Raw genomic sequence first — 14605 nt, 5'->3', positions numbered from 1 at the left:
TGGTATTCAACTTTTGAATGGCAAGACTGACTTCTATCACGCCACCTGCTGCACCGCAACGCACACCGCTAGTCGCCGACTGCCACGCCTTCGCGCCGAGGGTCGGCACCACCCGACCAACCCTCGCCGCTGCGCTGGATGATCTGCATGCCACTGGTCATGATCATCGGCGTCACCTCATGCCCCCAGGCTGCCAACTGCCGGATCAGTGCCGGGCTGGCCAAACCCGCCTCTACTTCGGTGCCGGCATTGCGGCTGCCGAAGTTGGGCAGGCCGGCGGCCTGCTGCGGGTCGAGCTGCCAATCCAGCAGGCCGATCAGCGCCTTGTTCACGTAGCCGATGATCTGCGAGCCGCCGGGCGAGCCGAGGCTGGCCACCAGCTCGCCGGAAGCTTGCGAGAACACCAGGGTCGGCGCCATGGCCGACAGCGGCCGCTTGCCCGGTTGCACCCGGTTGGCCACGGGCTTGCCTTGTTCCCGGGGGATGAACGAGAAGTCGGTCAGGTGGTTGTTGAGCAAGAAGCCCTTGACCATCAGGTGCGAGCCGAACGCTGCTTCCACCGAAGTGGTCATGGCCAGGGCCTGGCCGCGGTCGTCCACCGCGCTGAGGTGCGAGGTGGATATGCGCAGCGGTGAGCGGTCTGGCGCCAGGGCCAGATCGGCCCCCTGCGGCTGGCCCGGGCGGGCGCGTTTCATGCTGTACTCGCCGACCTGCGCGGCGCGGCCGGCCAGGTATGTGGAGTCGGTCAGGGCCTTGAGCGGCACCGGCACGTAATCGCTGTCGGCCAGGTACTGGGCGCGGTCGGCATAGGCCAGGCGCTCGGCCTCGGCAACCAGATGCACGGCCAGCGGCGGGGCTTCCAGCCCGGCAACGGTTGAAGTGTGCAGCGGCCGCATGGCGGCAAGGTCGCGCTGTGGCGAAGCCCGCTGCAGTGCCTCCAGGATGCCCAGGGTCTGCAGCACCGTCACCCCGCCCGACGATGGCGGTGGCATGCCACAGATGCGCCAGGCCTTGTAGGGACCACACAGCGGCTCGCGCACTTTGGCTCGGTACTGCTGCATATCCTGCAGCGACAGGTAGCCGGCATTGGCATGGCTGCGCACCTTGGCGACGATGGCTTCGGCGATCTCACCGCTGTAGAACACCTCGGGGCCCTGCTCGGCAATCTGCTCGAAGGTTTGCGCAAGCTCGGGGTTGCGCAAGGTAGTCCCCACCGCCAGTGGCTTGCCATGTTCATCCAGGAAGTAGCGGGCCATGGCGGGTGAGCGGGCAATGAACGGGTCGCCCGCCACCAGGGTGTGAAGGCGTTCGGAAACCGCGAAACCGTTGCGCGCCAGCGCAATGGCCGGGGCGAACAGGTCGCGCCAGGGCAGCTTGCCGTGCTGCTCATGGGCTAGCTTCAGGGCACGCAGAACCCCTGGTACGCCCACCGAACGCCCGCCGATCTGCGCCGTCCTGAACGGCATCGGTGAACCATCGGCTTGCAGGAACAGGTTTTCCGTTACCGTCGCCGGGGCTGCCTCGCGGCCATCGAAGGCCTGCACGCGCTGGCCGTCCCAGTAGAGGATGAACGCCCCGCCGCCAATGCCGCTGGATTGCGGTTCGACCAGGCTCAGCACCATCTGCATGGCGATGGCCGCGTCGATGGCGCTGCCACCGGCACGCAGCATCGCCCGCCCCGCTTCGCTGGCCAGCGGGTTGGCAGCTGCGGCCATGTGCCGGCTGGCATGCACCGGCTGCAGGCCAGTGCGGTAGCCGGAGGCCAGTTCCGGTGGCGCGGGCAGCACCTGGTCGGCACAGGCCCAGCCACTGGCAGCTACCAGGCACAAGGCGCCCATCAGGGGGGTGGAGAATGTCATCGTTGTGCTTCCTGCCATTACCTATTCAGCAAGGCACTGTCTGTCATGCGCAAACTTAACTTCAAGCCCTGGCGTGTTTTTTCTAGGATGCGGGCAGGTCATCGAGGAGCCTGCCCCCATGCGTTCACTACTTGCTGCGATGCTGTTCGCCCTGTGCACCAGCCTTGCCGCCCACGCCGAGAGCACTGCCATGGACAACCGCCTGCACAACGCTGCCCGTCACGATGATGTGCGCACCCTGCAACAACTTCTGGCACAAGGTGCGCAGCTGGAGAGCCGTGACGATCAAGGGCGCACTGCCCTGCTGGTGGCTACCCATGGCAACCAGGTTGCGGCCGCGAAAGCGCTGATCGAAGCCGGTGCCTATGTGAATGCCAAGGACAACATCGACGACAGCCCGTACCTGTATGCCGGGGCGCGTGGCCTGAACGACATCCTGCGGCTGACCTTGAGCCACGGTGCCGACCTCAAGAGCACCAACCGGTATGGAGGCACTGCGCTGATACCCGCCGCCGAACGCGGGCATGTCGAGACCGTGCAGTTGCTGATCGATGCCGGGGTGGACGTGAACCATCTCAACCGCCTGCACTGGACTGCGCTGCTGGAGGCGGTGATCCTCGGTGACGGCGGGCCGCGGCATGTTGAGATCGTGCGCCGGCTACTGGCGGCCGGGGCGGATCGGCAGATTGCCGACAAGGACGGGGTGACCGCGCTGGAGCATGCGCGGCAGCGGGGGTATCGGGAGATGGAGGCGTTACTGGCTCGCTAGCCAATGCTGGCTTTCGAATGCCGGGGCTGCTTTGCAGCCCAATCGCGACGCAAGGCCGCTCCCACATGTAATCGCTTGCCTCACAGGCGCTGCTGTACCTGTGGGAGCGGCCTTGTGTCGCGAAAGGGCCGCAAAGCGGCCCCAGCAATTTTGCAGGAATGCGAAGACCCTGGGGGCGCTTCGCACCCCTTTCGCGACACAAGGCCGCTCCTACAGGTCAGGCCACTTCTTCGAACGGCAGCCCTACATAGTTCTCGGCAATGTTCACCAGCCCCGCCGGCGAGGTCAGGAAGTACTCGCGGTCGGCTTCCTGCATCTTCTGGTCCCAGGCGTCCTTGTGGCTGCCGAAGTCATGCAGCAGCTGGGTCATGAACCAGCTGAAGCGCTCGCCTTTCCACACTCGGCGCAGGGCCAGCGGCGAATACTGCTGCAACAGGTCGGTGCGCCCTTCGCGATACACCTTGACCAGGATCCGGTACAGGTAGTTGACATCCGATGCCGCCAGGTTCAGGCCCTTGGCGCCGGTCGGCGGGACGATATGTGCGGCGTCACCGACCAGGAACAGGTGGCCATACTGCATCGGCTCGACCACCAGGCTGCGCAGCGGCGCGATGCTCTTCTCCAGGGCCGGGCCGGTGACCAGGCGCGCAGCCACGTCTTCGGGCAAGCGTGCCTTCAGCTCCGCCCAGAAGCGCTCGTCGGGCCACGCCTCCACCTGCTCGTCCAGCGGCACCTGCAGGTAGTAGCGGCTACGGGTGTGCGAACGCTGGCTGCACAGCACGAAACCGCGTTCGTGGTGGGCGTAGATCAGTTCGTGGTTGACCGGTGGCGTGTCTGACAGCATGCCCAGCCAGCCAAACGGGTAGACCCGCTCGTACTGCTTGAGGATGCCCTCGGGGATGCTCTGCCGCGAGACACCGTGGAAGCCGTCACAACCGGCAATGTAGTCGCAGTCCACGCGGTGCACCTGGCCGTCTTTTTCGTAGGTCAGGTAGGGCTGTTCGCCCTTGAGTTCGTGCGGCTGGACATTGCTTGCCGAATAGATGATCGGCGCGCCGCTGGCTTCACGTGCTTGCATCAGGTCACGGGTGACTTCGGTCTGGCCGTATACCATCACCGTCTTGCCACCGGTCAGGGCCTTGAGGTCCAGGCGTTGGCGGCGCCCGCCGACCAGCAGTTCGACACCCTCGTGTACCAGGCCTTCACGGTCCATGCGCTCGGCCACACCGGCTTCACGCAGCAGGTCGACCGTGCCTTGCTCCAGCACCCCAGCACGGATGCGGCCAAGCACGTATTCGGGCGTCTGGCGTTCGACGATGACGGTATCGATACCGGCCTTGTGCAGCAGTTGGCCCAGCAGCAGGCCAGACGGACCTGCACCAATAATTGCGACCTGAGTTTTCATTGTTGTTGTCTCTGTGCGGACGATGCCGGCCCTGGACTGGCAGTGGGGCGGCATCTGCTGTTAGGGTTTGCCCTTGCATTTTTACTGGCAAAAACAGCCATTGAAGTGTGATATCCCATGCATAACCTGCACTTTTACAAAAAACGTTCGATTAACGAACAGGCCTGCCCGCATGAAATCCACCCTCCCCGGCGTCCCCTTGTTCAAGCTGTACGGCGAAAACCAGGCCTGGCCCGGCACCGACCTGCTGCACTGCGAGTCGATCCCGGCGCGTAGCCGTTTGCATCACTGGGAAATCAAGCCGCACCAGCACGCCGAGCTGTTCCAGTTGCTGTATGTGCAACGCGGCCGGGCCGAAGTGGAGATCGAGGGGGTGCGCAGCGCCATCAGCGAAGCGGCAATCCAGGTGGTACCGCCGATGACCGTGCACGGGTTTCGCTTCAGCGCCGATATCCAGGGGCATGTGCTGACCTTTGGCACGGCACTGGTGGCCAACCTGGAGCAGCGCCTGGGCGCGCCGCTGGCGGTACTGGCGAAGGCGGCGTGTTACCCGCTTGGCCGGGACCGGGTGCATCTGCGCAGCCTGATCGACACCCTGCAGCAGGAGTACCAGGGCAACGCCCCGGCGCGGGCAGCCTTGCTCGAAGCACTGGTGACGGCGCTGATGGTGTGGATCAGCCGCCGCCAGCAGCTGGTACAGGCACCGCGCAACCGCGATGAACGTGACCGCCACTTGCTGGGGCAGTACCTGCGCCTGGTCGAGGCGCATTACCGTGAGCACCTGTCGGTGGAGGATTTTGCCGCGCGGTTGAATATTCCGAGTTTGCAGTTGAACCAGCTGTGCCGGGCACTGAGTGGGCAGACCGCGCTGCAGGTGGTGCACCAGCGCTTGCTGCTGGAGGCCCGGCGCAACCTGATCTATACGCGGATGAGCATCGGGCAGTTGTCGGATAGCCTGGGGTTTACCGACCCGACGTATTTTGCCCGGTGGTTCAAGCGGTTGACTGGGCAGACGCCGAATGGGTATCGCAGGTCGGGGTTGTCTGAGTAAATTTTTCGCCTGTTCTGGCCTCTTCGCGGGTGAACCCGCTCCCACAGGGACGGCGGTGCCCTCAAGGCCTGTGCAGTTCCTGTGGGAGCGGGTTTACCCGCGAAGAGGCCTGCACAGGCAACACACATCCCGCGCCCCTGCTTGACGTATACGTCAACCTGCCCTCAGGATACCCGCATACCCCACGCCGAGCCCCAGCATGAGCACCCAGACCTACAGCATTTCCGACCTGTCCCGCGAACTGGACATCACCACCCGCGCCATCCGCTTCTATGAGGAACAGGGCCTGCTGAGCCCCGAGCGCCGTGGCCTGGAGCGTATCTATTCGGCGCGTGACAAAGTCAGTTTGAAACTCATCCTGCGCGGCAAGCGCATCGGCTTTTCGCTGGCCGAATGCCGCGAGCTGATCGAGCTGTACGACCCCTCCAGCGGCAACCTCAAGCAGCTCAACAGCATGCTGGCGAAAATCGCCGAGCGCCGCGCCCAGCTGGAACAGCAGATGCTCGACATCCACCAGATGCAGCTGGAGCTGGACACCGCCCAGGAGCGCTGCGAACAAGCCCTGGCCGCCACCCTGAACAACAAAGACAACCGCTGAACGCCACAGGAAACCCGCCATGTCCTTGCCCAAACACGTCCGCCTGGTCGAAGTAGGCCCCCGCGACGGCCTGCAGAACGAAGCCCAGCCCATCAGCGTCGCCGACAAGGTGCGCCTGGTGGACGACCTCACCGAAGCGGGCCTGGCCTATATCGAAGTGGGCAGTTTCGTCTCGCCCAAGTGGGTGCCGCAAATGGCCGGCTCCGCCGAAGTGTTCGCCGGCATCCACCAGCGCCCGGGTGTCACCTATGCGGCACTTGCCCCCAACCTGCGCGGTTTCGAGGACGCCCTGGCCGCCGGCGTGAAGGAAGTGGCGGTGTTCGCCGCCGCCTCCGAAGCCTTCTCGCAACGCAACATCAATTGCTCGATCAGCGACAGCCTCAAGCGCTTCGAGCCGATCATGGAAGCCGCGCGCAACCACGGTGTGCGCGTGCGCGGCTATGTGTCGTGCGTGCTCGGCTGCCCCTATGAAGGCAAGGTCAGCGCCGAGCAGGTCGCCCCGGTGGCCCGTGCCCTGCACGACATGGGCTGCTACGAGGTATCGCTGGGTGACACCATCGGCACCGGTACCGCCGGCGAGACCCGGCGCCTGTTCGAGGTGGTCGCGGCACAGGTACCGCGCGAGCAACTGGCCGGGCACTTCCACGATACCTATGGCCAGGCCCTGGCCAACGTGTATGCCAGCCTGCTCGAAGGCATCAGCGTGTTCGACAGCTCGGTGGCCGGGCTGGGCGGCTGCCCCTATGCCAAAGGCGCTACCGGCAATATCGCCAGTGAAGACGTGGTGTACCTGCTGCAAGGGCTGGGCATTGAAACCGGCATCGACCTGGACCGACTGATCGCAGCCGGCCGCCGCATCAGCAGCGTGCTGGGCCGCGACAACGGGTCGCGGGTAGCACGGGCGCGCAGCGCGCAATAGGTCATACAGGTGTCACATTGGTGTGGGTGGAGTGTTACCGCCCCCACGTTTTGCAGCAAAAAATCGGGTAACAGGGAAACAAATCGGCAGAATTTCAGGCCGGTCGATTTCGACTGAAATCGCCAAGTGATTGATTTTAAAGGGTTTGCAAAAGTTGGCACGCACCCTGCTATATCTCTGGTACAACAACAAAAAAAATGTGACACCCAATAAAAACAACAGGTAACGGCTCTGACATAACAAGAACAACACGGCAGAGGCGTAGCAAGCAGATTTTTTTGGAGTCGACACGCTTTTCAGGGGTACGCCCCGCGGTCTGGCACAGAACAATAAAACTACCTCCAGGTAGCGGCAGCCAGTTCGGATCAGCAATGATGAAAGCAGGTCAGCGCTCAAAAAAATACGTTTGCTCTTGACCCCGCATGGGGGTCGCCCGCAACACCAGGACAGGCTGACAAAAACAAAAACAGGCCGGTCCCAATAATAAAAAAAGAGCAGGCAACAACGCTTTGAGGGGAGCTTCGGCTCCCCTCAGTGCTTCCTGCCCTCTTCCTCCTCCTGCTTTCCCTCATCCTGCCCTTCGAGCTTGTCCACCAGCAACGGCATCGTGCCCAGCACCAGCAGGGCCAGTATCGTGCTGATCAACGCCGTGGCTTCGCGGCCCATGCCGGCTGCCGTACCGATGGCGGCGGTCATCCACAACCCGGCGGCAGTGGTCAGGCCCTTCACATGGCTGGCGTCCTGGCCGTTACCCTTGAGAATGGTGCCCGCACCCAGAAAACCGATACCGGCGACAATGCCCTGGATCACCCGGCTCAGCGCTTGCTCGTCGGCCCCGGCCATGCTCGGTGCCAGCACGAACAGCGCGGCGCCCAGCGAAACCAGCATATGCGTACGCACCCCGGCGGCCTTGCCCTTGTGCTCGCGCTCGAAGCCCAGCACAGCGCCAAGCAGGGCTGCCATCAGCAGGCGTACGAGGATTTGCGTGACCTCGCGCTCGTCGGTGATATCGGCGAATTCGGCCTGGATTGCTTGCCAGATGAGGTCCATTGCATTCTTCCCATGTGGAGCATTGTGTTGTCAGGCCCGGCCTCTTCGCGGGTAAACCCGCTCCCACAGGGTTTGCACAGGTTTCAATGCAGTGCAGTACCTGTAGGAGCGGGTTTACCCGCGAAGAGGCCGAGCCTGCCATCTGCAAGGGTTGACCTCCGGGCAAATGACAAAGTGCCGCTCAGCTTCCGGATGCAGCAACCCGCCCCGCCCTGTGGTCCACCCCTGTAACCCCCAGGAGGACCACCCCATGCCCATTGAAATCGACGAAACCACCCGCCGCTGCACCCTGATCGCCGAAGACCTGCGCATCGAGGGTGATGGCGCGTCCATCGAAATCGTCACCGACGAACAGCTGCGCATGTCCGTGGCCCTGCTCGCCGGCCAGCGTGTGCCCATCACCGAAGCCGAGGCCGATGCACTGACCGTGGCGGGTGCGGTGGATAGCCGCAGGCATCTGAAGGCCAGCACGCCAGGCTCGGTAATCTGAGGCCTGGCGGGGCCTGTCGGGAAATCTGATACGGTTTTTATCGCAAAATCTGAGCCTGTGCTGATAACAGCCTCAGGGCCATAGTGCTCATGCCTGATCGAGGCCTGATGAGCACCGAGCCATGAACGATAGAATCCCTTTTACAGAGATCGCCACCGCCCCAGCCAGCCCCCAGCCACGCCGCGCCGACAATGGCATCCATACCCGCAGCTTCACCGGGCTGTACCGCAACCTGCGCATCGGCTTCGCCGGCGCCCTGTTCGTGCTGTTCTTCGGCACCGCCTGGCTGAACTGGAACGGCCGCCAGGCGGTGCTGTGGGACCTGGGCAACAGCAAATTCCACATCTTCGGCGCCACCTTCTGGCCGCAGGACTTCATCCTGCTGTCGGCGCTGCTGATCATCTGCGCCTTCGGCCTGTTCGCCATCACCGTATATGCCGGCCGCGTGTGGTGCGGCTACAGCTGCCCGCAGAGCACCTGGACCTGGCTGTTCATGTGGTGCGAGAAGGTCACCGAAGGCGACCGCAACCAGCGCATCAAGCTGGCCGCCGCGCCCTGGAGCCTGAGCAAACTGGCCCGTCGCACGCTGAAGCACAGCCTGTGGCTGGCCATTGGCGTGCTCACCGGGCTGACCTTCGTCGGCTACTTCACCCCGATCCGCCCACTGGCCGCGGAACTGTTCACCTTGCAACTGGACGGCGTGGCGCTGTTCTGGGTGCTGTTCTTTACCGCCGCCACCTACATCAATGCCGGCCTGCTGCGCGAAGCGGTGTGCCTGCACATGTGCCCTTATGCACGCTTCCAGAGCGTGATGTTCGACAAGGACACCCTGGCGGTCGCCTATGACCCGCGTCGCGGCGAAGCCCGTGGCCCGCGCAAGAAAGGCAGTGACCTCCGCGCCCAGGGCCTGGGCGACTGCATCGACTGCACCTTGTGCGTGCAGGTGTGCCCCACCGGCATCGATATCCGCGACGGCCTGCAAATGGCGTGCATCGGTTGTGCGGCGTGCATCGATGCCTGTGACGGGGTAATGGACAAGATGGGCTACGCCCGTGGCCTGATCGGCTACAAGTCCGAACGCAGCCTGCAAGGTGGCACCACCCATTGGCTTCGCCCGCGCCTGCTGGGCTACGCCGCCGCGCTTTGGGTGATGATCGCGGCACTGGTGGTGGCCTTGCAGCTGCGCCCGATGGTGTCGCTGGACGTGATCAAGGACCGCGGCCTGTTCCGCGAGAATGCCCAGAGCCAGATCGAGAACATCTACCTGCTCAAGGTCATCAACAAGACCGAAAGCACCCGGCACTATGAGCTGCGCCTGCTGGACGCCGACGGCTTCAGCCTGCAGGGCAAGACCTCCTTCGTGATCCCGGCCGGTGAAATGAGTGAACTGCCGGTGTCGGTGGCGATGCTCGCCGAGCGCCCGGCCAGCAGCTCGCAGACGCTGAGCTTCGAAATCAGCGAGCGCGACGACCCCGCCATCCGCAGCGTGGCCCACAGCCGCTTCGTCGCGCCGATGAACCGTTGATCCCTTACACTGATTCCACCTTGCCTGCCAGGCTTCGACAGAAGGCCAGAATGAAACGCTACGAACGCTTTGCCGACGACATCGCCGAACTGATCCGCTCCGGGGTGCTGGGCCCCGGCCAGCGCGTGCCCTCGGTGCGCTATGCCAGCCAGACCCACGGGGTCAGCCCGTCCACCGTGTTCCAGGCCTACTACCTGCTGGAGCGGCGCGGGCTGATCCGCGCCCGGCCGCGCTCGGGCTATTTCGTCAATGCCCACGCCCCGCGCCAGTTCAGCGAGCCGCAGGCATTGCAGCCGGTCAGCGAGTCCACCGATGTCGACGTCAGCGCGCTGGTGTTCTCGATCCTCGACTCGATCAAGGACCCCAACACCGTGCCGTTCGGCTCGGCCTTTCCCAGCCCCGAGCTGTTTCCGCTGCAACGCCTGTCGCGCTCGCTGGCCAGCGCCAGCCGCAGCATGGACCCGCGCATGGTGGTGACCGACCTGTCACCCGGCAACCCGCAGCTGCGCCGGCAGATTGCCCTGCGCTACATGGTTGGCGGGCTGATGCTGCCAATGGAGGAGTTGCTGATCACCAACGGCGCGCTGGAAGCCCTGAACCTGTGCCTGCAGGCCGTCACCCAGCCCGGTGACCTGGTGGCCATCGAAGCCCCCGCCTTCTATGCCTGCCTGCAGGTACTGGAGCGTCTCAAGCTAAAGGCCGTGGAAATTCCTGTGCACCCGCGCGAAGGCATGGATCTGGGCGTGCTGGCGCAAACGCTGGAGAAACACCCGGTCAAGGCCGTGTGGTGCATGACCAACTTCCAGAACCCGGTGGGCGCCAGCATGCCGGAGGCGAAAAAGCAGGCACTGGTGGAGCTGCTGGCGCGTCATCAGGTGCCATTGATCGAAGACGACGTGTACGCCGAACTGTACTACGCGCAACAGGCACCCAAACCGGCCAAGGCCTTCGACACCCAGGGGCTGGTGATGCACTGCGGCTCGTTCGCCAAGAGCCTGGCACCTGGCTACCGCATCGGCTGGGTGGCAGCCGGGCGCTTTGCACAGAAGATCGAGCGGCTCAAGCTGATGACCTCGCTGTGCGCCTCGATGCCGGCGCAGGCGGCCATCGCCGACTACCTGCAGCACGGCGGCTACGACCGCCACCTGCGCAAGCTGCGCTATGCCCTGGAAGGCCAGCAGGCCAACATGCTGGCGGCCATCGCCCGGCACTTTCCGGCGCAGACGCGGGTCAGCCAACCGTCCGGCGGCTACTTCCTGTGGCTGGAGCTGCCCGAACAGATGGACGCCCTCAAGCTGTTCCACATGGCCTTGGCCCAAGGCATCAGCATCGCCCCCGGGCCGATCTTCTCGCCCACCCGGCGCTTCGGCAACTGCATCCGCCTGAACTACGGCAGCCCCTGGCATGAGGATGCCGAACGGGCCATGGAAACCCTGGGGCGGATCATCCGCTCGTTCTGATGACTGGCGCCCCGGTGGGCGGCTATAGTTGCCCGATCCGCTCACCGGGCCCTCGCCATGCAAGCAGACTCGCTCCCGTCATTGGCACAACTGCAAGCGCGTGTCGCAGAACTGGAAGCTCGCCTGGCAGAGCGCGACGACACTGCACAGGCCCACATCCAGCTACTGGGCGAACTGCTCGACAACAGCCGGGCCAACGTGTTTGCCGCCGACAGCGAGATGCGCCTGGTCGCGATCAACCGCACGGCCCGGGAAACCTTCGAGCATTACCGGGGCTTCGTGCCGCAGATCGGCGATTACGTGCCACAAATTCTGCTCAACCACCCTGACATCATGGGCCGCCTGGCACCGGTGTGGCCACGCGTGCTGGCCGGCGAAGCCTTCATCGACACTATCTCACTCGGCCCCTCCGATGCCCCCCGCCATTACGAAATCCGCTATCATCCATTGCTCGATGCACAACAGCAAGTCCAGGGCGGGTACCTGTTCGCCTATGACATCACCGAGCGCATGGCCGAGCAGGAACGCCTGCGCCAGGCCGAAGAGGCCCTGCGCCAGTCGCAGAAAATGGAGGCGGTCGGCCAGTTGACCGGCGGCATCGCCCACGACTTCAACAACTTGCTGGGTAGCCTGCTTGGCGCGCTGGAGCTTGCAGAGCAGCGCCTGGGCGAGCAACGCCTTGCCGACACCGCCCGCATGCTTGAGCTCGGCCGTAGCAACGCACTGCGCGCCTCAGCCTTGGTGCAGCGGCTACTGGCCTTTTCGCGTCAGCAGACGCTGATGCCACAGGCGGTGGACGTGCAGCGACTGGTTGCCGACATGCATGACCTGATCCGCAGCTCGACCGGCCCGCACATTGACTTCCAGGACCGCACGCTGGCCGCGCAATGGTCGATCCGCATCGATCCGCAGCAGCTGGAGAACGCTCTGCTCAACCTGTGCATCAATGCCCGTGACGCCATGCCGCTGGGCGGCACCTTGCGCATCGGTTGTGAAAACGCCGATCTCGCAGCGGCCGAGGCCAAGCGCCTGGACCTGCCGACGGGGCACTATCTGCACATTCGTGTCGAGGACACCGGCGTGGGCATGCCCAGTGAGGTGCTGCAACACGCTTTCGAGCCCTTCTTCACCACCAAGCCGCTGGGCCAGGGCACTGGCTTGGGATTGTCCATGGCCTATGGTTTTGTTCGCCAGTCCGGGGGGCAGTTGCTGATCGACAGCGTCACCGGGCAAGGCACTTGCGTTCACCTGTACCTGCCCCGTGACCAGAGCGCTTGCGCAACCGGCCACGGCGAGCCAGCCACATCCGCCACCGCGACGTTGCAGCCGCGGATGCACCGGATCATGCTGGTGGCGGACCAACCGGCCCTGCGCCTGGTACTGGTCGAAGTGCTGACGGAACTGGGCTATCAGGTGCAGGCTTTCGAGAGTGGCCACCGGGCTCTGGAATCGTTGCAGAAAGGGCCGCCACCGGACCTGCTGATCACCGATGTCGGCCTGCCTGGGCGACTCGACGGTTACCAGCTTGCAGAGGCCTGCCAGGACCTTGTGGCGGATGCCCCGGTATTGCTGATTACCGGCTACGAGACTGCCGAAACGGTGCACTGTGCCCGGCCCGGCAGGCGCACCGAACTGCTGCACAAACCCCTCGACCTGAACACCCTCGGCGAACGGATCGAGCGCCTGTTGGGCATTGCGTCACACCCGCGTTGACTGGCTATTCGCCTGTTGCCGAACACGCTAAAGTCTGGGCTTCATCCACTGTCGGACGTCGGCATGCCCTCCCGCGACCTGCTTTCACTGCGCCAACAAGTCGAAGCCCTGCAGCAACAGAACGCGCTGCTGGAAGCCCGCCTGGCAAGCCATCAGCAACACGATCAGGACTTCTACCGCTCGCTCTTCGACACCATGGACGAAGGCTTCTGCATCATCGAGTTCTTCGACGGCCCGCACGGCCCACTGAGCGACTATGTGCATGTGCTGGCCAATGCGGCCTATGCCAAGCATGCCGGCATCCCCAACGTGGTCGGGCAGAAACTGCGCGAGATGGTGCCCGATGAGGCCGACGATTGGGTCGCCCGTTATGGCGCGGTGCTGCGCACGGGCGAGCCGCTGCATTTCGAGCAGGAACTGGTCGCCACCGGCCATGTGTTGTCGGTGACCACCTTCCGCGTAGAGCCTGCCGAAAAGCGCCAGGTGGCGGTACTGTTCAAGGACGTCACTGCACGCCGACGGGCAGAGCAGGCCCTGCAGCGCCTGAACGAGGAACTGGAACAACGGGTGAATGCGGCACTGGCAGAACAGGCCAAGGCCGAGGAAGCCCTGCGCCAGGCACAGAAGATGGAAGCGGTCGGCCAGCTCAGTGGCGGCATCGCCCACGACTTCAACAACCTGCTGGGCGGCATCCTCAGTGCCCAGGAGCTGATGCGCCAACGCCTGGAGCAATCCCGTTTCGACGCCCTGGAGCCATTGCTGAAGCTGTCCAGCGGCTCGGCGCAGCGGGCCTCTTCGCTGGTACACCGGCTGCTGGCATTTTCCCGTCAGCAGACCCTGCAGCCCTGCTCCACGCAGGTGGCCACGCTGGTGGGCGGCATGGAGGAGCTGCTGCGCCGCACCATCGGCCCCTCCATCACCCTGACCAGCCAATTCCCCTGCCAGCTATGGCCGACCTTCATCGACCCGCCGCAACTGGAAAGCGCCCTGCTCAACGTGTGCATCAATGCCCGCGATGCCATGCCTGCCGGCGGCGTGATCGATATCCTCGGTGACAACCTGCTGCTCGACGACCAGCAAGCCCGTGCACTGGAACTGCCAGCTGGCGAATACGTACGGCTGAGCATCAGCGACAACGGCAAGGGCATGTCGGCGGAGGTGGCCGAGCGCGCCGTCGACCCGTTCTTCACCACCAAGCCCATGGGCCAGGGCACTGGGCTGGGCTTGTCGATGACTTATGGTTTCGTGCGCCAGTCGGGCGGGCAGCTACGGGTGTTGTCGACACCTGGCGAAGGCACCCGCATCGAGCTGCTGCTTCCCCGCCACCACCAGCACCCCGAAGCCCCGGCACCCAGGCCACTGCACACACTGCTGGAAAAAAGCAGCGGCGCCACGCAGCGTATCCTGCTGGTCGAAGACCAGGCCGCCTTGCGCGTGGTCGTCTGCGAGGTGCTGGAAGAACTGGGTTATCGGGTCGATGCATTCGAGAACGGCCCGGCTGCCCTCGCCCATCTGCAAGCTGGCGAGCGGCCAGACCTGCTGTTGAGCGATATCGGCCTGCCCGGCGGCCTGAATGGCCGCCAGTTGGCTGAACGTTGCCGCGAGCGCCACCCCGACCTCAAGGTACTGTTCATCACCGGCTACGACGAAAGCGCGGCGCTCAGTGACGGCCAGTTGCTGCAAGGCACTCAGGTGCTGACCAAGCCGTTCGAGCTGGCAGTGCTGGCCGAACGGGTACGCACGCTGCTGGAGGATTGACCGGCGCG

Annotated in this window: 12 protein-coding genes; 9 read left to right on the top strand and 3 right to left on the bottom strand. The window is 64.4% G+C overall.

Annotated features, from left to right (window positions below):
* Positions 1-68: 68 nt before the first annotated feature.
* The gene (gene ggt, locus MJ643_RS02635; RefSeq protein WP_208209128.1) at positions 69-1859 is read right to left on the bottom strand and encodes a gamma-glutamyltransferase; all 1791 of its coding nucleotides are present in this window, start codon (positions 1857-1859) and stop codon (positions 69-71) included.
* 118 nt (positions 1860-1977) lie between these two features.
* On the opposite strand from ggt, the gene MJ643_RS02630 reads away from it, so the two are divergent.
* On the top strand, positions 1978-2628 hold the full coding sequence (locus MJ643_RS02630; protein ID WP_031324524.1) for an ankyrin repeat domain-containing protein: 651 nt from the start codon (positions 1978-1980) through the stop codon (positions 2626-2628).
* Positions 2629-2845: 217 nt separating this feature from the next.
* On the opposite strand, the gene pobA is transcribed toward MJ643_RS02630, so the two are convergent.
* Positions 2846-4033 (bottom strand): 4-hydroxybenzoate 3-monooxygenase, encoded by a 1188-nt coding sequence (pobA, locus tag MJ643_RS02625; protein WP_208209127.1) that lies wholly within the window; start codon positions 4031-4033, stop codon positions 2846-2848.
* 172 nt (positions 4034-4205) lie between these two features.
* On the opposite strand from pobA, the gene MJ643_RS02620 reads away from it, so the two are divergent.
* From MJ643_RS02620 to MJ643_RS02610, 3 genes are all read left to right on the top strand, one after another.
* On the top strand, positions 4206-5084 hold the full coding sequence (locus MJ643_RS02620) for a helix-turn-helix domain-containing protein (RefSeq protein ID WP_015270648.1): 879 nt from the start codon (positions 4206-4208) through the stop codon (positions 5082-5084).
* Between the two features lie 199 nt (positions 5085-5283).
* A complete protein-coding gene (locus MJ643_RS02615; RefSeq protein WP_013972930.1) occupies positions 5284-5682 on the top strand; it encodes a MerR family DNA-binding transcriptional regulator in 399 nt (132 codons plus the stop codon).
* A gap of 19 nt (positions 5683-5701) precedes the next feature.
* The gene (locus tag MJ643_RS02610; RefSeq protein ID WP_015270649.1) at positions 5702-6601 is read left to right on the top strand and encodes a hydroxymethylglutaryl-CoA lyase; all 900 of its coding nucleotides are present in this window, start codon (positions 5702-5704) and stop codon (positions 6599-6601) included.
* 531 nt (positions 6602-7132) lie between these two features.
* On the opposite strand, the gene MJ643_RS02605 is transcribed toward MJ643_RS02610, so the two are convergent.
* Positions 7133-7651 (bottom strand): MgtC/SapB family protein, encoded by a 519-nt coding sequence (locus MJ643_RS02605; RefSeq protein WP_013972932.1) that lies wholly within the window; start codon positions 7649-7651, stop codon positions 7133-7135.
* A 250-nt stretch (positions 7652-7901) separates the two neighbouring features.
* On the opposite strand from MJ643_RS02605, the gene MJ643_RS02600 reads away from it, so the two are divergent.
* The 5 genes from MJ643_RS02600 to MJ643_RS02580 all read left to right on the top strand — a co-directional run bounded on the left by MJ643_RS02600 (position 7902) and on the right by MJ643_RS02580 (position 14597).
* The gene (locus MJ643_RS02600) at positions 7902-8141 is read left to right on the top strand and encodes a DUF3203 family protein (protein WP_196184752.1); all 240 of its coding nucleotides are present in this window, start codon (positions 7902-7904) and stop codon (positions 8139-8141) included.
* 121 nt (positions 8142-8262) lie between these two features.
* The gene (gene ccoG / locus MJ643_RS02595; protein WP_208209126.1) at positions 8263-9666 is read left to right on the top strand and encodes a cytochrome c oxidase accessory protein CcoG; all 1404 of its coding nucleotides are present in this window, start codon (positions 8263-8265) and stop codon (positions 9664-9666) included.
* 50 nt (positions 9667-9716) lie between these two features.
* Positions 9717-11126 carry a GntR family transcriptional regulator MpaR gene (gene mapR / locus MJ643_RS02590; protein WP_013972935.1) on the top strand — a complete coding sequence of 470 codons (1410 nt, stop codon included), beginning with the start codon at positions 9717-9719 and terminating at the stop codon, positions 11124-11126.
* A 57-nt stretch (positions 11127-11183) separates the two neighbouring features.
* Entirely contained in the window at positions 11184-12839 is a 1656-nt protein-coding gene (locus tag MJ643_RS02585; protein ID WP_196184750.1) for a PAS domain-containing sensor histidine kinase, read from the top strand.
* Positions 12840-12902: 63 nt separating this feature from the next.
* Positions 12903-14597, top strand: coding sequence for a response regulator (locus MJ643_RS02580; protein WP_013972937.1), 1695 nt, complete (start codon positions 12903-12905; stop codon positions 14595-14597).
* Positions 14598-14605: the final 8 nt, after the last annotated feature.

It is taken from the genome of Pseudomonas sp. PNPG3 (genome assembly GCF_023093815.1).
GTDB lineage: Bacteria > Pseudomonadota > Gammaproteobacteria > Pseudomonadales > Pseudomonadaceae > Aquipseudomonas > Aquipseudomonas asiatica.
This window is presented reverse-complemented; position numbering and strand designations above follow the sequence as displayed.

Coding starts and splice junctions, on each gene's coding strand:
- MJ643_RS02620 (WP_015270648.1), top strand. CDS start 4,206: ATGAAATCCACCCTCCCCGGCGTCCCCTTGTTCAAGCTGTACGGCGAA.
- pobA (WP_208209127.1), bottom strand. CDS start 4,033: ATGAAAACTCAGGTCGCAATTATTGGTGCAGGTCCGTCTGGCCTGCTG.
- MJ643_RS02615 (WP_013972930.1), top strand. CDS start 5,284: ATGAGCACCCAGACCTACAGCATTTCCGACCTGTCCCGCGAACTGGAC.
- MJ643_RS02630 (WP_031324524.1), top strand. CDS start 1,978: ATGCGTTCACTACTTGCTGCGATGCTGTTCGCCCTGTGCACCAGCCTT.
- MJ643_RS02605 (WP_013972932.1), bottom strand. CDS start 7,651: ATGGACCTCATCTGGCAAGCAATCCAGGCCGAATTCGCCGATATCACC.
- ggt (WP_208209128.1), bottom strand. CDS start 1,859: ATGACATTCTCCACCCCCCTGATGGGCGCCTTGTGCCTGGTAGCTGCC.
- MJ643_RS02610 (WP_015270649.1), top strand. CDS start 5,702: ATGTCCTTGCCCAAACACGTCCGCCTGGTCGAAGTAGGCCCCCGCGAC.
- MJ643_RS02580 (WP_013972937.1), top strand. CDS start 12,903: ATGCCCTCCCGCGACCTGCTTTCACTGCGCCAACAAGTCGAAGCCCTG.
- MJ643_RS02600 (WP_196184752.1), top strand. CDS start 7,902: ATGCCCATTGAAATCGACGAAACCACCCGCCGCTGCACCCTGATCGCC.
- ccoG (WP_208209126.1), top strand. CDS start 8,263: ATGAACGATAGAATCCCTTTTACAGAGATCGCCACCGCCCCAGCCAGC.
- mapR (WP_013972935.1), top strand. CDS start 9,717: ATGAAACGCTACGAACGCTTTGCCGACGACATCGCCGAACTGATCCGC.
- MJ643_RS02585 (WP_196184750.1), top strand. CDS start 11,184: ATGCAAGCAGACTCGCTCCCGTCATTGGCACAACTGCAAGCGCGTGTC.